15 protein-coding genes and 1 other RNA gene are annotated in these 24463 nt (G+C 45.1%); 9 read left to right on the top strand and 7 right to left on the bottom strand.

All coding sequences use genetic code 11. The features are described 5' to 3' along the window. Positions 1 to 18: 18 nt before the first annotated feature. A complete protein-coding gene (locus tag ABH09_RS00825; protein ID WP_253714837.1) occupies positions 19 to 1068 on the bottom strand; it encodes an endonuclease/exonuclease/phosphatase family protein in 1050 nt (349 codons plus the stop codon). 357 nt (positions 1069 to 1425) lie between these two features. Here ABH09_RS00825 and ABH09_RS00830 point away from each other — a divergent pair, with 357 nt between their 5' ends. Beyond that, positions 1426 to 3507 carry a sodium-translocating pyrophosphatase gene (locus tag ABH09_RS00830; protein ID WP_162662038.1) on the top strand — a complete coding sequence of 694 codons (2082 nt, stop codon included), beginning with the start codon at positions 1426 to 1428 and terminating at the stop codon, positions 3505 to 3507. 125 nt (positions 3508 to 3632) lie between these two features. Here the strand turns inward: ABH09_RS00830 and trpS are convergent, their stop codons facing one another. Continuing rightward, a complete protein-coding gene (gene trpS, locus ABH09_RS00835; RefSeq protein ID WP_162662039.1) occupies positions 3633 to 4682 on the bottom strand; it encodes a tryptophan--tRNA ligase in 1050 nt (349 codons plus the stop codon). Between the two features lie 332 nt (positions 4683 to 5014). Then, complete coding sequence (locus ABH09_RS00840; protein WP_253714838.1) at positions 5015 to 5716, bottom strand: Bax inhibitor-1/YccA family protein; 702 nt, start codon at positions 5714 to 5716, stop codon at positions 5015 to 5017. Positions 5717 to 5807: 91 nt separating this feature from the next. On the opposite strand from ABH09_RS00840, the gene ssrA reads away from it, so the two are divergent. Continuing rightward, positions 5808 to 6156: a transfer-messenger RNA gene (ssrA, locus tag ABH09_RS00845) on the top strand. 3 nt (positions 6157 to 6159) lie between these two features. Here the strand turns inward: ssrA and ABH09_RS00850 are convergent. The 4 genes from ABH09_RS00850 to lepB all read right to left on the bottom strand — a co-directional run bounded on the left by ABH09_RS00850 (position 6160) and on the right by lepB (position 12271). Then, the gene (locus ABH09_RS00850; RefSeq protein WP_162662041.1) at positions 6160 to 7203 is read right to left on the bottom strand and encodes a hypothetical protein; all 1044 of its coding nucleotides are present in this window, start codon (positions 7201 to 7203) and stop codon (positions 6160 to 6162) included. Between the two features lie 640 nt (positions 7204 to 7843). Beyond that, complete coding sequence (locus ABH09_RS00855; RefSeq protein WP_253714839.1) at positions 7844 to 9895, bottom strand: motility associated factor glycosyltransferase family protein; 2052 nt, start codon at positions 9893 to 9895, stop codon at positions 7844 to 7846. Then, a complete protein-coding gene (locus tag ABH09_RS00860) occupies positions 9876 to 11753 on the bottom strand; it encodes a penicillin-binding protein (RefSeq protein ID WP_253714840.1) in 1878 nt (625 codons plus the stop codon). Before ABH09_RS00860 ends, ABH09_RS00855 begins: the two co-directional genes overlap by 20 nt. Then, on the bottom strand, positions 11744 to 12271 hold the full coding sequence (lepB, locus tag ABH09_RS00865) for a signal peptidase I (RefSeq protein ID WP_253714841.1): 528 nt from the start codon (positions 12269 to 12271) through the stop codon (positions 11744 to 11746). The genes ABH09_RS00860 and lepB overlap by 10 nt, the downstream gene beginning before the upstream one ends. A gap of 185 nt (positions 12272 to 12456) precedes the next feature. Between lepB and ABH09_RS00870 the strand changes: the two genes are divergently transcribed. The 7 genes from ABH09_RS00870 (at position 12457) to ABH09_RS00900 (ending at position 24237) form a co-directional block, all read left to right on the top strand. Continuing rightward, positions 12457 to 13086 carry a hypothetical protein gene (locus tag ABH09_RS00870; RefSeq protein WP_253714842.1) on the top strand — a complete coding sequence of 210 codons (630 nt, stop codon included), beginning with the start codon at positions 12457 to 12459 and terminating at the stop codon, positions 13084 to 13086. Between the two features lie 195 nt (positions 13087 to 13281). Then, the gene (locus ABH09_RS00875) at positions 13282 to 15207 is read left to right on the top strand and encodes an RHS repeat domain-containing protein (RefSeq protein WP_253714843.1); all 1926 of its coding nucleotides are present in this window, start codon (positions 13282 to 13284) and stop codon (positions 15205 to 15207) included. Positions 15208 to 15209: 2 nt separating this feature from the next. Then, entirely contained in the window at positions 15210 to 15611 is a 402-nt protein-coding gene (locus ABH09_RS00880; RefSeq protein ID WP_162662062.1) for a hypothetical protein, read from the top strand. A gap of 80 nt (positions 15612 to 15691) precedes the next feature. Next, positions 15692 to 16009 carry a hypothetical protein gene (locus ABH09_RS00885; RefSeq protein ID WP_162662063.1) on the top strand — a complete coding sequence of 106 codons (318 nt, stop codon included), beginning with the start codon at positions 15692 to 15694 and terminating at the stop codon, positions 16007 to 16009. Between the two features lie 41 nt (positions 16010 to 16050). Then, entirely contained in the window at positions 16051 to 18546 is a 2496-nt protein-coding gene (locus ABH09_RS00890; RefSeq protein ID WP_253714844.1) for an RHS repeat-associated core domain-containing protein, read from the top strand. After that, positions 18543 to 19283 (top strand): hypothetical protein, encoded by a 741-nt coding sequence (locus ABH09_RS00895; protein WP_253714845.1) that lies wholly within the window; start codon positions 18543 to 18545, stop codon positions 19281 to 19283. Before ABH09_RS00890 ends, ABH09_RS00895 begins: the two co-directional genes overlap by 4 nt. A gap of 241 nt (positions 19284 to 19524) precedes the next feature. Then, positions 19525 to 24237 (top strand): toxin TcdB middle/N-terminal domain-containing protein, encoded by a 4713-nt coding sequence (locus ABH09_RS00900; RefSeq protein WP_253714846.1) that lies wholly within the window; start codon positions 19525 to 19527, stop codon positions 24235 to 24237. Positions 24238 to 24463: the final 226 nt, after the last annotated feature.

Raw genomic sequence — 24463 nt, forward strand, 5'->3', positions numbered from 1 at the left:
GGCAGTTGTGCCTCTCTTTTAATCGTGTATTTCGAAGCGGAAACCGAGCGGTAAATGGTCGGAATACCCTTCGCCGGTCAGTACATTGTATCTGACCGGTTTACCGTCTTCAATCAGCGGCGGTTCATACAATACAAAAAACAGCAGCGGTTCGATATAAGCCTGTCCCGTATCCGAAGCGTTTTCTGAAACCTCATAATCGCTCGTACCACTCTCGTAGAAAATATGATCGATTTTCTCCCACGAATTTTTAAAGTAATAGCTGCCGTTCGGCTGTACGCCCGCTTCGTTCTCTGTTCTATAGCTCGATACGTTCCAACACACCGGAAAATCAGACAGCTGATTAAATTCTTCCAATGTCTGATTAAAGTCTCCGCATACGACAAAGGGGATATCCGGATTTCTTTCTCTGTGTTCTTGAATTTTTTTTATCAACTGAGCTTCTTGTTGAGCGCGGACGACTGCACTGTCGGAACCACCGGTTTTTGATTTCCAATGCACGGCAAAAACGGTTAATAACTGCGGCTTATCTTTGCTCCCCGTATTCAATACCACCTCAATTAGCGGACGCAGCGACACCTTTTTTTCGGTATGCAGGCGATGTACAAAATAGCGTTCAACAGGATACTTACTCAAAATCACCGTAGTAAAGGCGCCTTTATCCGAATGCGGCGGGCATACTGCATAGGGATAATTTTCTCCATTCGGTAGTTGTTTACAGAAGTCCTCAATCACGCGGTTACTTTCAACCTCCTGCAAGACCACGATATCAGGCAACCGGTCTTTTTTCCCTGTCAGCTTTTCTCCTGCTGCAAATATGGTGCCTTTAAGCCGTTCGAGGCGGGCTTTGTACTTCTGAGCTGTCCATCGGGATTTACTCCCTTTGTATTCTTTAAACTCGGTACCGTCCTCTACGGCGTCAAAGAATGTCTGCGTGTTATACGTAACGAGTGTAACAGGCTCATTAAACTGCCTATCCGTAAGGGGAGTACACCGCGTGCATTGTAGAAAGAAAACGCCCACGGCAATGCAGGCAAAGAACGGAAATAACAATCGTTTAAGTTTCATGGCTTAACCTCCGCCTCTTATATAGAGCACGAGACGCAAAATGGCTATAAAATCAGGCTTGAAAAAACATATTTCATGTATTAAAATACGAAAATCAGTTCCAATAAAAAGTACTTTGGACACGTCACAGAAGCAATAGTTATAAATTGCAATAGAGAACCTCTAAAAACTTCAGTTTTGGGAGGTTCTCCTTAGATTTAAGTTGCGATGTTTTAATTTAAGTCATTATGATATAAAGACTTAAATTAAAACTCGTCGGGCATCTCTAAAAATCTAACCGAGTTTTTAGAGATGCCCAATAGAATCTTCTATAAAAAATTTTATAAAAGAGGGAAAAGTATTGAGAGGAGTAATAGTATGATAACTAATCTTGTGTATTCCGTATTGGTGCTTGTTCTTGCGGGGAGCATTGCAGCATTGCTGTATGCCTTTGCAAAAACGCGCTGGATTAACCGGCAGCCGGTAGAAAACGATGACTTACGGCGCATCAGCGGGTATATCTCGGAAGGAGCAATGGCTTTTTTGAACCGCGAATATAAGGCATTGGTGCCTTTTATTGCAGCGGTTGCTTTGTTTTTGGCTGCCGGGAATAAAGGCGAGCTTAAAATGGAAGCGCTTACTTTCGTATTGGGCGCAGCAGTATCCCTGTTGGCAGGATTTATCGGCATGAAGGTTGCAACTGCGGCAAATGCGCGCACGGCGCAGGCGGCAAAAAACGGCGGTCTTACCCCGGCATTAAAGGTTGCATTCTCCGGCGGCAGCGTCATGGGTATGAGCGTTGTCGGTCTTGCGCTATTCGGATTTTTTATTGTAATGCTTATAGGAACCCTGACTTACGGAACGGATATCAAGACTTTTTATAATATAACGTTACCGCTTGGAACCGCCTTTTCGCTTGGCGCTTCCTCAGTCGCGCTTTTCTCTCGTGTCGGCGGCGGTATCTTTACCAAAGCGGCGGACGTCGGTGCAGACTTGGTCGGTAAGGTAGAAAAAAACATTCCCGAAGACGACCCGCGCAACCCTGCCACTATTGCGGATAACGTCGGTGATAACGTCGGCGACGTTGCAGGTATGGGGGCAGACCTCTTTGAATCCTTTGTCGGTTCGCTGATTGGAGCGATGATTCTCGGTTTAACCGTCGTCGCTTCCGATTCCCTTAAATTAAAGCTTATGGTATTGCCGCTTTTGATTGCGGTTTTGGGTATTGTTGCATCCTTAGTCGGAACGATATTTGTACGTGCAAAACCGGGAAGCGATCCCCAAAAAGCGTTGAACGCCGGTACCTTCGGCGCGGCAATCCTGGCAACTGTTTTCTTGTTTATCGTATTGAAGTTCTTTATCGGCGAAGAAACCTTTAATGGAACCGCCGGTATGTACCATATCTTCGGTGCAACGATTACCGGTCTCGCCTCCGGCGTTCTTATCGGGCTTTTAACCGAGTACTATACCGGTACGGGCAAGAAGCCGGTTGTTTCGATTATGAATTCATGCGAAACAGGCGCCGCAACAACGATTATTACCGGTCTCGGCGTCGGTATGCGCAGTGCATTCCCGACCATCGTATTGATCGGAGCGGCAATCTGGGGCAGCTTCAGCTTGGCAGGCCTCTACGGTGTCGGTATTGCGGCAGTCGGTATGCTGGTTACGCTCGGCATCCAGCTTGCCGTCGATGCTTACGGCCCCATCGCGGATAACGCAGGCGGCCTTGCTCAGATGGCGGAGTTCCCGGGCGAAGTACGTGAAATTACCGACAGCCTCGACGCCGTCGGAAACACTACCGCTGCAATCGGGAAGGGTTTTGCTATTGGTTCCGCAGCATTAACCGCTATCATCCTTTTTACCTCATTTAAAGAACATACCGGCGTCGATATTGTCGATATTACGAATATTCCCGTTCTGACCGGTATCCTGCTGGGCGTTGCGGTGCCGTTCCTCTTCTCCGCTATGGCGATGTCCGCAGTCGGTAAAGCCGCGTACAAGATGATAGAAGAAGTGCGCAGTCAGTTTAAAAATAAGCCCGGCATTTTGAACCACACCGAAAAGCCGGACTATAAGCGCTGCGTAGACATCAGTACGCAGGCCGCTATCCGCGAAATGGTTATCCCCGGCCTTGTTGCCATTATCACACCGATTTTAGTCGGCTTTGTCGGCGGCCCGGCGATGCTTATCGGGCTATTAACCGGCGTTACCGGCTCCGGCGTTGTGCTCGCCATCTTTATGGCAAATTCGGGCGGCGCATGGGATAACGCAAAGAAGATGATTGAATCGGGCAGCGGCGCAGGCAAAGGCTCCGAAGCGCACAAGGCCGCCGTTGTCGGCGATACGGTTGGCGATCCCTTCAAAGATACCGCCGGTCCTTCGATCAATATTTTGATAAAGCTGATGTCGATGGTCTCATTGGTTATCGCACCGATGCTGAAAACGTTCTGGGGCTTATAAAAGAAGACCTCTGTATAGAACTTGCGGTAATACGCTCCGATGGGTGTAAACCGCAGGGCAAAAAAAAGCCGGTTTATGGTTGTCCATAGACCGGCTTTTTTATAATTTGTTGAATCTTCTTCTCGTTATCGGTTTTTTTTCTGTACTTCTTCCGCTTTTCGGGAAATTTTATTCCAAACACCGGAAACACCCATTGCTTTTTTTACGATTTTAAGGGTTTGTGCGGCTTCCGCCCGCATCTTCATCGTACCGTTGTAGATAATTTCGTCGATGAAGCCTCGCTTGGATGCATACATCGCACGCCGTTCTCTAATAGGTTCAAGGAAAGTATTGATGGCGGCGGCGAGTTTATCCTTTACTTCGACATCGCCAACCTTTCCCTTCCGGTAGCGTTCTTTTAAATCTTCAATTTCCGCTTTGTTCGGATTAAAGGCATCATGGTAGATGAACACCGGATTCCCTTCAACGGTGCCCGGAATATCGGCGCTGGTTCGGTTGGGATCGGTGTACATACTGCGTACCTTTTTTATCACTGTTTTTTCATCATCGCAGAGAAATATCGCATTGCCGAGGCTCTTCGACATCTTAGCCTGTCCGTCCGTACCAACAAGCGAGCCGCAATCGCTTACCATAACCTCCGGCAACGGAAACACATCACCGTACATATAGTTAAAGCGTTTTGCGATTTCCCGCGTCAATTCGACATGGCTTTCGTTGTCCTTGCCGACCGGCACCAGATTTGCACGGGGCAGCAATATATCGGCAGCTTGCAGCACCGGATAGCCGAGGAGCCCGAGCGGTAATTCGGAAAGATGCGCCGCTTTCGCCATATCTTTTATAGAAGGGATACGCTGTAAACGCGGCACGGTAACGAGGTCGGAAAAGAACAGGTTCAATTCGCATACTTCCGGTACCGCCGATTGCAGATAAATAACCGATTTTTCAGGATCGATTCCGCAAGCTAAATAATCCAGAGCCATTTGCCGCACATTATCGGCAAGTTCATCGATATATTGTTTATCAGGCTTTGTCGTCAGTGTATGTAAGTCTGCAATGATAAAAAAGCATTCAAATTCGTCTTGGAGCCGTACGCGATTTCTAATCGAGCCGACATAATGTCCCAGATGAAGGTTCCCTGTAGGACGATCACCCGTTAAAATTCGTTTTCTTTCCATAAAGGCGATAGTACCATGTTTATATTTAGCAGTGCAAGGGTAACCGCAAAAGAATCAACGCGTTAGTACATAATCGACTTAACCAAAATGAACAGCATTACATTCCTCATAACGAGTTTTGATAAATTGACATTGGAAAATATATCGTTAAATCGAAAAAGGAAAGGATTATGATATATAGACGATTGGGTGGATGTGTAATATATGGAAGGAAAATAGCGCTCCGCTATCGAGATGCAGCAACCGGCAAAGTGTATATTTTGTTCAGTTGCCGCATTTCGAACAATTGTTATGGGAACCCCTAAAAGCTAACCCTGTTTTTAGAGATGCCTTTATCTTCTTTTGCCGAATAAGCGGAGGAGGGCTAAGAAGATATTAACAAAGTCAAGATACAGCTCTAATGCGCCGATAATCGCAACCTTCTTAAAATCTTCATTATCCTGTGCATAGCGGGCGGCTTGTGTAATCTTTTGGGTATCATAAGCGGTTAATCCGGTAAATACACCGACCGTTACAAAAGAAATCAGCCAATCGAGCGATGAAGAACGCATAAATATATTAACAAGCGATGCAATTACCAGTCCGATAACGGCCATCATTAGATACTTTCCCGCCGATTGCAGACTACCCTTTGTCGTAGCACCGTAAATACTCATTGCACCGAACATCAGCGCTGTTATTACGAAAATACGGACAACAGAAGTACTGGTATATGCAAAGAGTACCGCCGAAAGCGTCAATCCGTTAACAATCGAGTAGATAACAAAAGAAGCGGCCGCAGCCGGAAAGCTCATCCTTCTGATACCTGCTGACAGGATAATGACCAGTGCAAATTCTGCGATAATCAACCCTAAGAAGGTAAAACGGTTCCCAAAAATAAAATAGAGGAGTGTTTCGCTGTTGAATACCGCAAAGGCTGCAATCCCGCTGATTGCTAAAGCTGCAACCATCCATCCATATACAGCGGTGATAAACCGCTGAGAGATTTTTTCATTTGCTTGCTGCAATGAAATGTTGTCAGGTGATGTGTTCATGTTCTTAATATACAAATGAATATCTAATATGTCAATCAATCGGGTGTTGACAGGAGGCGGGTAAATCCGTATATTCGATGCGACTAAGCCTGGGGATGTTCCGGTTTCGACTAGGAAGTAGAGGCTTGAGTTGCAGGTGGAGAGCCGTACTCCTAAAAAGCGGCAAACTTTATAACTGCCAACAATGACAGTTCCGACTACGCATTAGCTGCGTAATCGCGGAACCTACCGAGTGTTGCTTCCGAGCGAGGTAGAGTTCCGACGCTATTCGGAGCTTGCTTTTTACCGGATGCGGACGGTAAAAAGGACACTTCCCGCAATACGGATTCGACGCTTTCGGCGCTGACACCGGGTCCCGACAATCACCTCGCGCCGATAAACCTGTAGACGCTCCTGTGTCTCTTTTTAGGACGGGGGTTCAATTCCCCCCATCTCCAACGTTTCTATTGATACATAATTAAATACGGGCGCGGGTTGAGTAAAAATACTTCTTCCGGCTTCATAATCGGAACGTCATAACCGGCGCCTGCAACCATCGGTTTTAAAAAGAGCTTAAACGACTTTAACGGAATATTTTTTGCGACTGCGTTATATGCATACGTTTCTTTTTTTAACTTCGGTGAGCCGAAACCGTCGGAACAATGGATGAGCTGCACCCGCTCGTAATTGCTTTTTACCAAGTGCCGCTGTTGAATCATTTTTGCATTAAACTGGTGAATAACCAACATACGCCTGCCGCCGATACCGTGCTCAATCATATAATTCTGGATAATTTGCTGCGCTTCGTTGATCTCCTCCGCTGTAACGGAACCGATTTCCTTCATCGGTTTTGTGGTGCGCCATTCGGGGTCAAGCGCGAGATGGACATTCGGATATTTTAAGAACGGGAGTAATTTTTTCGTTGCCTCGGCTACAGAGTACTTGCCGATTTGATGGTCGAGGAACACATACCACCCCCGCGCTGCCGCAAAGGCAATGTACTGCTCTACAATATCGGTAGAGAGTATGCCGATTTCACCGGCAGGCCAGCAGGTGCCGTAAATGATATAAAATGCGGGGATAATTTTTCGATTGCCGTTTGCAACATCGTAGAGTTTAACGAATTCGTTCATAATCGGCTCAATCTCTGTAAGCGAATATTGACCGAGTATACCCATTGTGCGGGCATTCGGTTTTCCGTATAGCGCAAAAATATCGCTATTGAGCAATACCGATTGCAAGCCCTGTTCCGCTCGCTCTTTGTTTTTTAAAATATCCTGATACTCAATAGGACCAGCCAGACCGCCCGTTTCCATAACGCTAATTTCCGGTTTATTGAGAAAAAGAGCACGGGGAAAGACCGGTTTCCATTCAATCTGTCCCTGCGGAACGGCTGCATTCCTTTCAGGATTGACGGAATCATAGGCAAATGCGCCGGTGGTATAAAACACGGCGGTACAAAGAAGTAGGACGATTTTTTTCGGCAAAGATACTACCATAGCTTTCATAGTATCGGCAATAACTGAAAAAGCTATAGGTATGAAACACCCGCAGATTCTGCATGGAATCCTCGCCGTCCTTGGCAGTTCTGACACGTTGAGGGTTTTTCAGTAGCGGCATGGATACCATTGTTCGGGAATGTACATCCTTGCACATTCCCGAACAGCACTTTTGAAAATAGACGGTATAGATACGAGGCGCGAGCACAAATTAACCGCAGGCACGGTAAAAAATATACATCCTTGTATATTTTTTACCTGCGTGTTTGCAGGGCAAACACGCTACTGACTAAAACCACCACCATCCGTGGTGGAGATGACACGTTGAGGATTTTTCAGTAGCGGCACGGATGCCGCTGGTTCTATCAGAAGCGATGTTTCAGCGATGCTGAAACTCGCTGTCAAAAGTGTACAAGGATGTACACTTTTGACAAGGCAACGAAGTAGATATGCCGTATATTTTCAAAAGAAAAGGACGGCCTGATCAACAGCATCAAACCGTCCTTATTTCGGGTGTATAAGAAACGGCGTCTGGATGTTGATACCGCCGTTTAATGTCCCCTTCTTTTTTCATTATCGGCGGTGGCTTTAAAATATTGAGAAATATTTTTATTTTTATGGAAATATGCGAAAGGATATTGGTGCATTTTTAAAAAATATCTACTTGTCGGCTTTTAAATATGTCATGTGCTTGTAACGCCATCAGACGAATCCTTTTGTAGATATTTTCCGCAGCGGCAATGGGCTGCAAATCGCTGTCTTTGCCGGTTTCGTCATTAAAAAAGAGCACGGCAACCAAATCTTTCGCAAAACCGTTCTTTATGTTCTCGTCTATTTTGTTGAGTTGTGCAATTAAGGCAGCCTGTTCACGGGTACCGCTTCCGTTGCCGGAATTTCCGCTTTCACGTTTGCCTGCTTTGTTGTATTCCGCTAATCGGCGGCACAATGCCTCGGCTTTTTCGGCTTGGGCTGCGAGACCGGCGGCACTCTCGGTCATTGCCTTGACCGAAGCGGCTAACTGCCGCTTCCGCGCGTCGCATCCGTCTAAAAATGCTTGGGAATACACGTTTTTTATAAGAGTTTCCAACCGTTCATCGATGGCGGCGCGCGGGAGGCCGCCGGTCATGCCCGCAAAATATTCCGCAGTACAGGCAGGCATTCCGGGAATAAACACTCCGTGCGGCATAAGATTGAAGGTTTTAACCTCCGGATATTTGGCAAGCGTGCTTTCAAACCACCACGCATAGAGCAGCATCCGGCGGTCGGTCAGCACCGTACCTCCGGCATAATCCTGATGCAGCGAAGGAAATGCCGAATATAAGCTGTTAAAGTTCGCCTGCTCTGCGGAAGCAACACGGGTAGAGCGGGTATGGACGGCTTCTTCAAAGGTGCTGCCTGCAAAGTGGGTTTGCTTACCGGGATAGGCTAAATCCAACCCCGCCATGATAACGGGCTTGGCGCCGATATACCGCGCAAAATCCCACGCAGTTGTTGCAACCGAACCTCCGGCGGCGAGTACACAGTCATCATCGCCGTTTTGCTTTTCGCCTTTGCTTTCAAGATAACGGGCAAAGGGTACCGAAGATTCGGAGAGGAATACTGCGCGGTAACGCTGCCGGAGTACCGCCGGAAAAACTGCTGCCTCGCTGATTAAAATAGACTTGCTTGTGTCCAATCCGGCGGTATGCAGGTAGTTCCAATATTGCGGATCAAAGCTGAGGATAAAATCCGGTGTAATGCCTGTCTGCAGACATGCCCGCAGCGCCGTATCCACTGCAATAATCAGAAAATCTTTGCCGTTTTTTTTTATCTGCTCAAGATGAGCGGTTAAACTCGGCCCGCCGGCAAGGACAACGGCTGCCGTATCGGGGAAAGCATTTTTAAAACAGCCGATCTTTGCCGCCGTGCAAAGCATATCGAGGTTCTTTACCGTATTTTTTAACCACAGTGTACCGAAGCGTTCCAGTGTTTTGGCATTGATGCTGTTTTTCATTTTATTCCGCTCAAGCAGCGTAAAAAAAGTCCCGTACCACGGCTTATACGCTTCGGCAGAAACGGGCGCTTTAAACAGTATCTTGTTATTCCATCCTGTTGAGGCGAGAAACGAGGCGGCTTCTTCCGGTTGTGTGCCGATCAGAAGGCTTAAACGCCGGTGCCGAAAAAAGGAAGCAAGCGGGCGGGCAGCCAAGCAGCACAGAAAAATATCTTGATCCGCTTCGATGATCACCGCTTCGGCAGCGGGAAACCGTTCGATATACTGCGACGCAAGATAGCCTAAGCCAAGCCCCGTAAAGATACAGCGGCTCTGCGCCTCTGCGGTTTGAAAAAATTCGGAATCGAGGATACGGCAGGCTTCTTCTTGAGGGTTATATTTGGAATGCACAAAGCTGCCGTTTACCGCCAGCGTCGGCGTATGTTCCATACCCTTTGCTTTTGCTTGTACTAATCGATATGCGGGCGGTACGGCTTGTAAACACTGGAGAGCTGTTTCCTGCCGATTGAGCCCGAGCCTTGCCGCCTGTTCGGGAAAGCGGGCGGTAAAGCTGTTACAATTTTGGAGGAATACCTCGGTATTGATGGTAAAGGGTACGCCGGCAGAAGCTGTTCCGGCACCGATGGACGCACCGTTGTTACCGGTGGAAGCCGAGCCGACAGAAGCTGCGCCGATAAAAGCTGCGCCGTTATTCGAGGGTGAGTTCAATGATCATTCCTTTTACAACCGGCGTTCCCGCCGCCGGACTCTGGGCAGTTACATAGCCGTCTCCGGTCAGCTTAACCGTAATATCGGTTCTGCCTAATAAATCGAGCAGCAACCGCTTGGGGGTGCCGATCAAATCAGGCATCGTGTCGCCGACGGTTACGGGTGTTTGGCGGTGCGATTGAATAATGCCGGTATGGGTTACATTCGGAGCATTTGCCCGCCCCATTCCACGATAATCGATAATTACATTTGCAGCTTCCGAGATAGCCGGCGCGGCGACCAGTGAACCGTATGTTTCTCCGACCGGACGGATAACTGCCATATACAAAATAATCTGCGGGTCATCGACGGGAAAAATACCGATACAGCTGCTGAGGTAATCGGTAGAACTATAGCCGCGCCCATCCGCTTGCGCCATCTGCGCCGTACCGGTCTTAACGGAAATCGGTACGCCTTTAATCGAAGCACGAAAGCCGGTGCCGTCATCAGCGGCGGTCTGCATATAACCAAGTACCGTTTTTGCCGTTTGTGCCGAAATAACCTGTTCAAGCGGTTTCGGTTTATGCCGGTAGACAGGCTTACCTGCCGAATCCAGAATTTCGGATAAAAGACTGAGTTTTAAGGTTTTACCTTTATTAGTAAATGCCGTTGCGGCTTGTACGATTTGCAGGGATGTAACGCCGATTTCCTGCCCTATCGCAATGGTATGCTTGGTACGGGCTGACCATGACGATACCGGCGCAAAAATACCCGCCGCTTCTCCGGGCAGCTCAAGACCGGTCTTTTTCCCGAACCCGAATGCCCGCAGCTTTTCGGCAAAAGCCGCGGCATCTGTTTTATCGGCAATCTGCGCCATCCCGTCGTTACAAGAAAATCTGATAATGTCGCGCGGCGTTACTTGGCCGTGTACCCGCAAACAACGGATCACATTTTGGTCTTTTTTTTCATTGGCTCGACGAGGTTTAAACGCAAATTGTGCATCGCAGGTGTAGACATCGGAATCCTTCGTCGTGCCGAGTTCTAAGAAAGATGCTATCGAAAAAATCTTAAAAACGGATCCCGGCTCATAAATAAAATAGGCGGGGCGGTCAAACCGTTCTTCTTTTTTACTGGATGTAAAATGAGCTAAATCGACCGACGGTTCGTTTATATACGCAAGGATTTCGCCCGTCTTTGCATCTGCTGCCAAAAAAATGACTGCCTCCGCCTTTGAGCTCTTCATTGTCCGTTCGGCTATCTGTTGCAGCATATATTGAATGGAAGCATCGATTGTTAAGGCAACCGTATAACCGTTTTTGTCCGCACCGGCAGTACCTTCAGGCGGGGAAAGGATATTTTGCATAGAGTATTCAATACCTGCCAATCCCTTACCGTCATCACCAAGATAGCCGATCAACGTTGATGCGAGCTCATTTTCGGGATAGATACGGTTTGCTACCGCTTCAAGCCGTAATCCTTTTAGTCCATATTCCCGTATTGCATCTTTTAAAATATCTTTTTCATTTTCACTCAATTTCTTTTTTAAATACAAAAAATTTGATTTGGAATCTTGAATTTTATCAAGCAGCTCGGATTCCGATATTTCGAGAATCGGTGAAAGGATATTGACAAGTTGGTTAATATCCCCAATCAGTGTTTTATTTGCCGATAGGTTATACAACGTTGTGGCTGCCGCTAAGATTTTTCCGTTCCGATCTAAAATTGAGCCCCGTTCGCGGGTCGTCTTAACGGTACGTACTTCCGGTTCCGCCCCAAGCATTGCCCGCGCATATTTTGCAGCGATTAAGCCGGTAAAGATGAGCAACAAGCCGATAAAAAAGATAATGCGTTTTTTAGAAATAAAATGATTTAGTTCCATAGTAACCGACCGCAGATACTATCAACCGAGACAAATCCGTAATCGCGGGAGTCGCGGGACTGGGTTGCATTATCGCCGAGTGCTAAAATAAAACCGGTAGGAACATATTGTTCGGCTTGCGGTAAAAAACCTCCCAGATTTCTAAATTGGACGCGGTTAAGCGCAACAGTTCTATTATCGTCTAATATAAGCGAACCATAACTTTCCGCCGATTTTTGCGGAGCCGAAATAAAATGCAGTTCCGTATTTTCTATTTTTACGCAGCGTTTTACCACAAACCGCCCGTCTATATGATAGAGGACGGTATCCCCGGTTTGCGGCATTCCCCAGCGGCAAAGATACCGGTTTGCAGCAGGAAGCTGAATTCCATACGCCAATTTCCATATAACAACAAACTGCCCATCGGAAAGGGTGGGTTCCATCGAATGCCCCGAAATCCGCCTTATATCTAAAACATAGCTTTTTAAAAAGAGCAGGCCGCCTATTAGCACAAGGAAGCCCAGGAGTTTTCTTTTCACCGGCTAAAGATAGCAAAAAAACAAGATTTTTTCCAGCGTGAAGCAACCGCGATGCTCCATTCCTCCTTCAGGCTAAAACGAACTATTTTTATTTTGACAGCGGTATTATGGTGTGGTATGCTTTTAGAATATATGATGATGGAACGAAATAAATGGCTTTTAGTTATTGAAATAAGGAGTGCTGTATGAGAAAAATATACATAATATGTATAGCCGTAATAACGATGAGTCTAACATCATGTCTTCCTAGTGCTTGGCTTTACATACTTAATGCAACTGATGGCCATATTTTAGTGGAAGTAAAAACTATCTATCAGGTATCAAGTGATAAATTCTATGATGTTAAAGTTCAATATGATGGGATGATGTCTTTTAAAAAAGACGAAGAAACTAGTTCTACTTTTAGTCTTTCTGTAGCATTGGCTCCGATAGTCATTAAACCTTCAGAGTTTGCCAGCTTAGCTTGTAAAATCGGTAGTTTGGATATTCTGCCTAGTATGGGCTTTGGTATTTCTATTTCACGAGATGAAGATGGTAAAGAATTTATAGATATGGATAAAATTATCAATGCATTAGATACGGTGTTTATTGAAATGAATGTGTATAAAATTGTGCCGAATGAGGATGGAAAGGAATTGTTATATACCAAAAAAGATATTTTGAATGAGAAAAATATATACTTTACCGTATTCAATTTGAAGAAAGAAATTGACATTGATCAAAAATATAAAAAATTTTTTAAAAGAGGTTTCCTTAGTAATTCTAGTTATATAGTTATAAGGGAAAAAACCGAAGAAGAAAAAAATGAAAACTAGTTATTGTAGTGTACAGTTTACCCGGTCTATCAGGTATCAAATGATAGCCTATGAGATTATAAAGAGCTCGTTATAAAACTTTACCCTCACTTCCCCCAGAACGAGTTACGGCCGTATGTGAGGAAGTAAACAGAACTAGGGACGGTACTTCCCCGGACAGCGATTGAAGCAGAAATCCTTTTTGCCGCGCGTATAATGCAAGTGCGGTTTTTGAAGCGCTTAAGCGGAAAAACACCGCTTAAACAAAACAGCAGCGGCGAAAAGATTGGAGCGGAAAGCGCGGTGCTGCATTTTGTTTTCTTTATTGTAATAGTAAACAAAATGCAGCAGTCCGCCAAAGAAGGATGCTTATTAAAAAGAAGCACTGTGCCGGAGGTTTTTCCGCTTACGGCAGGGATTGCCGGAAGCGGAAAAACGATGCCTTTTGAAAAGAGACATGCCGGATGCGAGGAGCGAGAAAAAATTAACCGCAGGCGTATCTATGATACGTTGAGGATTAATTTTTTTGAAGCGACGAAGCAGACGGCGTGTCTCTTTTCAAAAGGGGACGGGAATATGACACGTAAGGCCAGCACCACGAACCTCCCCGGCGCTCGCGGTAACGCCTACCCGAAAGCCGAGCTAGACTACAGTCTTGATTACGAATACGACCCTGCCTACGCCCACCGGCTTGTACACGCAGGGAATCGCTACTACCGCTATGATGCGAACGGCAACATAACGGCAGAAAAAGACGGCCCATTTACCGAGGACGATGAGTTTGTCTTTACATACAACTACGACCCTGACACCGACGTCTACGGCACCGACTACGGCTTCGGCCTTGACGCGCCGAAGGAGACGGAAGAAAGTCATCCGGAGAACCTATTTGCGTACCGGCGTAACTATACCTGGAACGAAAAGAATCTATTAACAAAATCGAGCGACCGCAGCTACACCGTGCACTACCGCTACGGTGAGGACGGCCAGCGCGCCTTAAAGTACACCGAAGAAGGGAGAAGCGAAACGCTCTACTTCAACAACTTCTACACAATACACATCCCCGTGCAGGATAAGAATAACCCGCAGGGACTACGCGTACATAAGCATATCTTTGTAGGGAACAGCCGTCTTGTTACCGCGATGACCCACACCGACAACAACGGAGATAACGCAGAGCAGCGGGAAAAGCGGTACTACTACCACAGTGACCACTTAGGAAGCGCGCAGTTTGTAACCGACTGGAGAGGCAGACAGTACGAGCACATCGAGTACACGCCCTACGGAGAACTGTGGATAGAGGAAGTAGCCTCTGGGTTAGATAAGCTCCCGTTTAGATTTACCGGCAAAGAGATGGATGAAGAGACGGGACTCTACTACTACGGCGCACGCTACCTTGACCCGAAGTATAGTAGATGGTTGAGTGGGGATCCGGCGCTGGGTGACTACATACCGAAAGCGCCGATAGATGATGAGGCGAAGAAGCACAACGAGAACTTACCCGGTATGGGTGGGGTGTTTAATGTGGTGAACCTGCACCTGTACCACTACGCGGGGAATAATCCGGTGAAGTATGAAGATCCTGATGGGGCTTTTATTTTAATGGTTGGGCTATCTAATACGGCTGGTGGTGGATTAGGGGTATCAAATAATAGCGGTTTTTTTGTTTCACTTCCTTTAAACGGAAAAGATGCTTCTATTGGTACATACACTATAAGTCAAACAGGGGCGTATATAGGATTAGGAGCTTCTAGTGGAATTGAACTTACGCTGGCACCGTTTGCTGACGAATTTAGTGATATAGAAGGATTTTCATTAGTTAGTGGTGCTAGTGTTAGCCTTTCTGGCCTCATAGGTGTCGGAGGAGAAATTGGATATAATCCTACAGCAAATAGTTTATCTGAGAAAATTCAAAGTATTACTATTGCTGGATCAATTACTGCTAATGTTCCAGGTGGTTCTCCTGGTGAAGTACATACATGGACGGCCTATACGGTAAAAGTCTCTGAACTAAATATAACTAAAACTCTTAAAGAAATAAAACAGATCACTAACGATATTGAGAAGTTTTTGAAAAATAACGATACTGATGGGTTGATGAATTATCTTAAAGAGAATGAATTAATATTTCAAGGGATGTGAGTATGGAAAGTATAAAGATTATAGAGGCTATTATAATTGCAGCATTTATTTTTCCGGCACTTTCTGTATTAATCATAATCCTTCTTGTGATTTTTACGCATATTTATTTTCATCGATCAAATCTTGCTTCTTCATTTTACGAACAAGCAACAAGAGAAAAAATATTTTTTTTTAAAAATGCCGTATATAATTCTGGATTAATTTCATCGTCGTGGGATAGATTTAGATTCATAGTAAAATGGTGTTTGAATGAAGACTATATAAAAGAAGATTCTATTCAAGCGAAACAAATAAAGAAGTGTGTTTTTATATTAAATATGGTACAATTGCTTTGTTTTCCTTTATCTTTATTGTGGGTTTTACTGTGTTTGATTACAGTAGCAATTACAATTTTCCTCATTTAGATAGGAGAGAAAAATAGTCAAATAATGAACGATCTATCGGGTTTGAATTTAAAAAAATTGAGGAGTAATAAAAGAAATATATGAAGAAAGTAGGAATATGTATTATTATATTAACTATAATATTTGTAATTATTGCTAATATGGATAAATATTATGCCAGTGAAAACTTGGTTTTTGATACTACAGATATTATTAATGATAATTATTATTTAACTGTTAAAGAAAATATGGAAAATATTCAGGTATCTGCTTTACAGTGGTATTATACTAATATTGTAGTTACTATTTTATTGGTGTTATGGATTCTGACAGGACTGCTATTTTTATATGTAATGACACGCTATGTATTGCCTTATTTGTGGTATAAAAAGTATGATCATATTTTTGATGGGTCTTAATTTTGTATGTATGCGTTATACTAAGAAAATAATTTCAGGCTATGAAAACGACATTTTGCTTTTATCCACAGCTTAACTACCCTCTCCCCTGGACAGCGATTGAAGCAGAAATCCTTTTTGCTGCGCGTATAATACAAGCGCGGTTTTTGAAGCGATTAAGCGGAAAAACACCGCGGGAACAAAACAGCAGCGGCAAAAAGATTGGAGCGGAAAGCGCGGTGCTGCATTTTGTTTTCTTTATTGTAATGGTAAACAAAATGCAGCAGTCCGCCAAAAAAGCAAGAAACAAAAACAACAAAAACTCTTTACCGGAGGTTTTTCCGCTTACGGCAATCCTTGCCGGAAGCGGAAAAACGATGCCTTTTGAAAAGAGGCGGAGCAGATACAAGGAGACAGCCGAAAATAAAGCGGAGGCGTATCGGGTATACGGTGAGCATTTATTTTCGGCGTGCGACGCCGTAGATGCCCGCATATTTTCAAAAGGGGACGGGGAGACCATTACCTACACCTACGATAAAGGCGGACAGCTAAAGGGGGTGAGCGGCGTAAAGAACACGGTAAAGGGAACGGAAACCTATTCTTACATTGACACGATTGTTTATGATGAGCACGGGCAAAGAGTCTACATCAAATACGGAAATGGTGTAGAAACCAAATACCGCTATGATGACAAGCGGCGATGGCTGAAAGACATTGAAACGAGAAATAAACAAACCGACGAAGTATTCCAGAAGATAAGCTATAGGTTCGACAAGGTAGGCAACGTCTTAGGGTATAGCAATGACGCAAGTGTCTACGAGACGAGCCAGAGCTACACCTACGACAGTTTATACCAGCTTATCGGAGTGGAGGGGACAAGCAACCAATACAAGGCGATAAAGAGCTTTGGAAGTACGCCGGTACATGTTGCAAAGTACAAGCAAGACTTTGCCTTTGACGGCATCGGGAATATGACACGTAAGGCCAGCACCACGAACCTCCCCGGCGCCCGCGGTAACGCCTACCCGAAAGCAGAGCTTGACTACGACCTCACCTACGAGTACGACCCGGCCTACGCACACCGGCTTGTGCATGCCGGAAACCGCTACTACCGCTATGACGCGAACGGCAACATAACGGCGGAAAAAGACGGCCCGTTTACCGAGGACGATGAGTTTATTTTTACATACAACTACGACCCGGACACCGACGTCTACGGCACCGACTACGGCTTCGGCCTTGACGCGCCGAAGGAGACGGAAGAGACGCATCCTGAAAACCTATTCGCGTACCGCAGGAACTACACGTGGAACGAGAAGAATCAGTTAACTAAATCGAGCGACCGCAGCTACACGGTACACTATCGCTACGGTGAGGACGGACAGCGCGCCTTAAAGTACACAGAGGAAGGACGAAGCGAAACCTTATACTTCAATAACTTCTACACGATACATATCCCCGTGCAGGACAAGAATAACCCGCAGGGCTTACGCGTTCATAAGCACATCTTTGTAGGCAATAGCCGTTTAGTTACCGCGATGACCCACACCGATAACAACGGCGATAACGCAGAACAGCGGGAGAAGCGCTACTACTACCACTCAGACCACTTAGGCAGCGCGCAATTCGTAACCGACTGGAAAGGCAGACAGTACGAGCACATCGAGTACACACCCTACGGGGAACTGTGGATAGAGGAAGTAGCAGCAGGACTGGACAAGCTGCCCTTCCGGTTTACCGGTAAGGAGATGGATGAAGAAACCGGCTTATACTATTACGGCGCGCGCTACTTAGACCCGAAGTATAGTAGGTGGCTGAGTGGCGACCCGGCGCTGGGTGATTATATACCATCTGCCGGTGCAGATTCATCAGAGCTTGCAGGAATGGGGGGCGTATATAATACGGTCAATTTGCATCTCTATCATTATGCAGGAAACAATCCGATTAAGTACATTGACCCAACAGGGCGTGATGATCTGTATTACGATGTAAATGGGCAATATTTGAATACTGTAGCTAGTGAGACAAATGATGTTTATTTACGTCAAGGAAGTGATGATAATATTACTAATACAAGAATTAGTACAAGGGAAGAATTTAATAAGGTAACAGCGGCAGTATTCGGGGAAACCAGTGGAAATGTTGCAGAATCAAACGCAATTGCAGATGTAATAATGAATAGAGCCACCTCAACAGGACGGACTATTAGTGATATTGTTGAGAATACAGCAATTTATGGATATAATGAGAATTCTCGTACAACAACAGATAACGGAGTTGCATCGAATACTAATACGATTCTAAATACTGCACGTGCAGCTGCTATTCATGGATATACAGGGACTGATACTAGTAGTGGTGCATATTTTTGGGAAGGCACAACTTTTTTAGATCCTCAATCAAAACATTATGATCCTACTAATTGGTTTGTTAGAATGGGATGGGGGACAACAGTTGGAACAACAAGTAATGTAATCTCATATCTCGTAACCACAACAATTGGGGGAACTACATTTATGCGAAATAATCCCCAATATCGGAGAGTAGATTATCCATGAATAAAGTTATTTTTCTTTCAATATTGTTTTATATTTTTTCTTTTTCTTTGAACGCTCAAAATAGCGCAATCTTAGATAAAATGAAATTATACAAAAGACCTCAATATCAACAGTTAAAATATTCTGTTGAAGGAGAACGGATTGTGATAGACAGCTGTTATGGAAAAATCTCTATAAGTAAATATAAAGAAGGGTTAGACCAAAATATTGATATAATAAAAACAAAACAAATAGAACAAAAAAAATTAAAATATATTATTGATACAAGATATATAGAAAATATTTATTTAATCACTATTGATTTAGACCGTGAACCTGAAATATTATTAGTCTCTTATCTATATGGAAGTTCTGGACTGTCTGCAAATATGACATTTGGTCTTCTTGTTAATATGCACAATGCAAGCATTCAATATTTAAGTACATGGGGGAATGTAGCATCTAATTTTTATGATGTTGATAATTCAAGAGATTTTGAATTTTTATGCATGGATTTAGAAATGCTAAATGGAGAATATGTATTGATTCCAAATATTTTTAAATTAGATAATCAGAATTTCTATTCAATAAATCTATCAAAACAAGAGAAAGAAATAAATATTATCCCATTACTAAAATCGGATAAAATATGTATGGTCAATCCTATTGATGATGGTATAGTATTACTTGATATTCCTGATATTATGGACGAGCAAAAATTTAAAAAAGACTGTAGTGAGTATTTCAATGAAAATTAAATAAATTTTGATATAACTATGATATTCCTAAGCGGATAGAAGAAATAGAGTATTTTTTAAAAAACTGCTAAAACTTCATACTCACTTCCCCCAGAACGAGTTACGGCCGTATGTGGGAAGCCATATCAAATCTGTACGTCCTTGTACAGATTTGATATCATGTTTTGCTGATGGCAAAACATGATACTGTTTAGAACTACCTCCATCCGTGGCGGTAGTGAAAGGAAAAATATTTTTTAAGGTGAAAACAAATTGTTTTTATTCACAGCTTAATTATTCCCTCCCCCGGACAGCGATTGAAGCAGAAATCCTTTTTGCCGCGCATATAATGCAAGTGCGGTTTTTGGAGCGCTTAAGCGGAAAAACACCGCTTAAAGAAAGCAGCAGCGGCAAAAAGATTGAAGCGGAAAGCGCGGTGCTGCATTTTGTTTTCTTTGTGATAATAATAAACAAAATGCAGCAGTCCGCCAAAAGAAAGGTATTATTAAAAAGAAACACTGTGCCGGAGGTTTTTCCGCTTACGATAGGAAGCGGAAAAACGATGCCTTTTGAAAAGAGGCGGAGCAGATACAAGGAGATAGCCGAAAATAAAGCGGAGGCGTATCAGGTATACGGTGAGCATTTATTTTCGGCGTGCGACGCCGTAGATGCCCGCATATTTTCAAAAGGTGGAGCAAGCGGGCTATATAGTGAAAGTGAGGTGAGCTTACGCCTCTTTGACGTAGACGGGGATGGGTTAGCCGACCGCGTCTTTAACATCGGAGGAGCTGATAAGCTTTATGTACAGCGGAACAAGTTAGGGAAAGTAGGCTTATTAAAAACGATAAAGCTACCGACCGGAGGCAGCTATGAGATAGAGTACCAAAGAGTAGGGAACACGCGGGAGCTGCCGCAGAGTAAGTATGTGTTAAGCGGCGTCACAATGAACTCAGGGCTGCAGAGTAAGAGTGGAAACATACAATCGTACCGCACAACTTATAGCTACAAAGACGGATATTATGACCGCAAAGCAAAAGAGTTCTACGGGTTTAAGACAGTACGCGCAGTAACGGGAACGGGGAAGACGACCGAGACGGAGTATTACATTGATGCCTATTACCGCAAAGGGATGGTCAAAAAAGAGACGGTAAGCCATAACGGTGCCGTTTATTCGATAAAAGAGTATGAAACGGATGTCGCTCCTCATGCACGGATAAAGAAAGAATGGAACACCATACGGGAAGGATACCGGTCGATACAAACGGAAAGCGCATACAAATACGACCGGTACGGCAATGTTACGAGCTTAGAAGACAAGGGAGATGTTACCAATCCCAACGATGACATCGTTGCTCGCATACGGTATTGGGACAGCGGCGATGAGCGGCGCTACTTTAAAGCACACCCGGAGCGCATCGAAGTGCTGGACGGCAAGAGCGGCAGGCTATTGCGGAAGCGAGAAGGACGCTATGATAGCCAAACGGGCGCGATAACGGAAGTAAAACAATACACCGCAAATAACACACTCCTTACCTATACGATAGACTGGGATGAAAGCGGGAACATCAAGACCCTGATAAGCCCCACCGGAAAGAAGGTGCGCTACCGGTATCAAGACGGGATATACCCGGTTAAGATAACGGAAGAAGGAAGTAAAGGGGGAGTGCCGTACGAAAGCACGCTCCTTTGGGATAGCGCCTTAGGAGTGAAACTGGAAGAAACCGATAGTGCGGGTAACACCATGAAGTACCGCTACGACGGTTTCGGACGTGTTATTGAAGTGCAGAGTCCCTATGATGATACGGCAGGTACTCCCTACGCAAAGTACGAGTACCATACCCCTTCATCTTCTTTCTGGTACACGGTAACGGCAAATAAGCTTACCACCGAAGCGGCCGACACGGCCATTATGAAAACGATAGTCATGCATGACGGCTTAGGAAGAGCTTTGTACACCGCAAAAGAAGGAGAAGTGTACCGAGAAGGAACAGCCGGAGAAACGAATGTCGGGTGGAATATTTCAGGGGCGACCTACTACGATGAGGCAGGCAGAAAGATAAAAGAAGGAATGCCGTTCTTCTATGGCGGCGATTTACCGAATGAACTTGCCAACAAAGCCGCCTACGCAAGCGTCGAACAGTTCTATGAGCTGAACGACTTTACCAAGCTCCGCAACGAAACGGTATACACCTACGACGGCATAGACCGAGTAATAAAAACATTGTTGCCGGACGGAAGCGAACAGAAAAACGAGTACGCAATAGAAAACAGCCTACAGGTAACAACCGCAACCGACCCGCTTGAGAATAAGAGCGTTACAAAGAAAGACGCGCGCGGAAACATCCGCGAAGTGGAACGAAGGGACAAGGCAAACAACATCCTCACCAAAGGCCGGTACGAATATTCGGTATTGGGAGAGATGCTTCGGGCATACGACGCAAATGAAAACATTGTCTCGGTAACGTATGACCTACTCGGCCGAAGGGTTGCCCTAGAAAGTAAAGACACCGGAAGAAAAGAATGGCGCTATGATAGTAAAGGCCTCCTTGAAGCAGAGACGGATTCACTGCTGCGCAGTAAGTTAAGCGAGATACAGTACGTCTATGACGGCTTTGACCGGCTCGTAAAAATAGACTACCCGTTCAGCACCGACGTTGAATACACCTACGGCCAAGCAGGGCAAGCGGGAGCCGGAGAGATAGTCCATAAGAAGGATGAATCAGGCGACATACACTACGAGTACGGGAAGTTAAGCGAAGTCGTAAAAGAGACGCGGACGATTAAGCGTTACGAAACGTTAAGCGAACCTGAAACGGCGAGCTTTACCTACTGCTCCGACTACTTAGGCCGTATGCAGACGATGAAATATCCTGACGGGGAGACCATTACTTACACCTACGACAAAGGCGGACAGCTAAAGGGGGTGAGCGGCGTAAAGAACACGGTAAAAGGAACTGAAACCTATTCCTATATCGACACGATTGTCTATGACGAACACGGACAGAGAGTCTACATCAAGTACGGAAACGGCGTAGAGACAAAGTATCGCTACGACGATAAGCGCCGGTGGTTAAAAGACATAGAAACAAAGAACAGACAAACGGATGAGGTATTCCAAAAGATAAGCTACCGCTTTGATAAAGTCGGGAACGTCTTAGGCTATAGCAATGACGCGAGTGTGTACGAGACGAGCCAGAGCTACACCTACGATAACCTCTACCAGCTTATCGGAGTGGAGGGAACCAGCAACCAATACAAAGCAATAAAGAGCTTTGGAAGTACGCCGGTACATGTCGCAAAGTATAAGCAAGACTTCGCCTTCGATGGTATCGGGAACATGACACGTAAGGCCAGCACCACGAACCTCCCCGGCGCCCGCGGTAACGCCTACCCGAAAGCAGAGCTTGACTACGACCTCACCTACGAGTACGACCCTGCCTACGCACACCGGCTTGTGCATGCAGGGAATCGCTACTACCGCTATGACGCAAACGGCAACATCACGGCAGAAAAAGACGGACCCTTTACCGACGACGAAGAGTTTGTCTTTACATACAACTACGACCCCGACACCGACGTCTACGGCACCGACTACGGCTTCGGCCTTGACGCGCCGAAAGAGACGGAAGAGAGTCATCCGGAGAACCTATTCGCGTACCGGCGTAACTACACGTGGAACGAGAAGAACCTCCTCACCAAATCGAGCGACCGCAGCTACACCGTGCACTACCGCTACGGTGAGGATGGTCAGCGCGCCTTAAAGTATACGGAAGAAGGGAGAAGCGAAACCTTATACTTTAATAACTTCTACACAATACACATCCCCGTGCAGGATAAGAATAACCCGCAGGGCTTGAGAGTACACAAACACATCTTTGTGGGGAACTCACGCCTTGTTACCGCGATGACGCACACCGATAACAACGGCGATAACGCAGAACAGCGAGAGAAGCGCTACTACTACCACTCAGACCACTTAGGCAGCGCGCAATTCGTAACCGACTGGAGAGGGAAGCAGTATGAGCATATCGAGTACACGCCATACGGAGAGCTCTGGATAGAGGAAGTCGCGGCTGGGTTAGACAAGTTACCGTTCCGGTTCACCGGTAAGGAGATGGATGAAGAGACGGGGCTGTACTACTACGGCGCGCGCTACCTTGACCCGAAGTACAGTAGGTGGCTGAGTGGCGACCCTGCATTAAGTGACTACATACCGAAAGCCCCGATAGACGACGAGTCGAAGAAGCACAACGAGAACTTACCCGGCATGGGCGGGGTGTTTAATGTGGTGAATCTACACCTGTACCATTACGCGGGGAATAATCCCATTAAATACGAAGATCCGGATGGGAGATGTATAAATTTTGTAATCGGTGCTGCTGTAGGTTTTTTTACTTCTGTTGCATCAGAGGTTGGTTTAAGAATGGCATCTGGGCAGTCTTTTGGTGATGCCTTGAACAATACATTCTCAGATAAAACTTCCCGGGCGGTCATCGCCACATCTACAGCAATAGGTGCGTTGACTGCTGGTGTTTCTGGAGCAATTGTTACAAATGCAGCAAAAACTGCAACTATTCAAATAGCAAAAAGAGGTGCTGTTTCGGCGTCAAAAATTATTGCATCAAATGTTGCAAAAACAGTCGCTATAAATACAGTTTCTGGTGCAGTTGATGCTGGATTAAAAGATGTTGCTTCAAAAGCGATTAAAGGTAAAAAACAATCAATTTCTGAAACACTACAGACTATGGGAAAAGGTGCCGCTTATGCATTTGTGGCTAGTGGACTTACACAAGCTGCTATTGGAAGTTGTTCAACAAGTACGAGTAGGGTTCCCAATTTATTAACAGGGACTGTTGAAGATTTTGAAATTCAACAACCAAAATGGGCTGGAGCTGCTGGTGTGGTTGGAGAATCTGTAATTCCTACTGCTATAGATATGTATTATTCGCTTACCCAAAAGTCAGAGTTGAGGTAGATTATGCGTCCTGTTCGTAAATTTTTTATCACATTGCTGATTTACTTTGGTTCTGTATTTTTGGCTGTTGCAGTAAGTCTTTTTATTAATAGTTATTTTCCATGGCTTGATAAATATGAGATTGTTTTAGGACTCGAATTAACTATTATTTGGAGTATTTTTGTTTCTATATTTATGATACTTGTTAAGATGGATTGATTATTTTGCGTGAAATAGATCGTAAAAA

It is taken from the genome of Treponema sp. OMZ 803 (assembly GCF_024181165.1).
Taxonomy (GTDB): Bacteria; Spirochaetota; Spirochaetia; order Treponematales; family Treponemataceae; genus Treponema.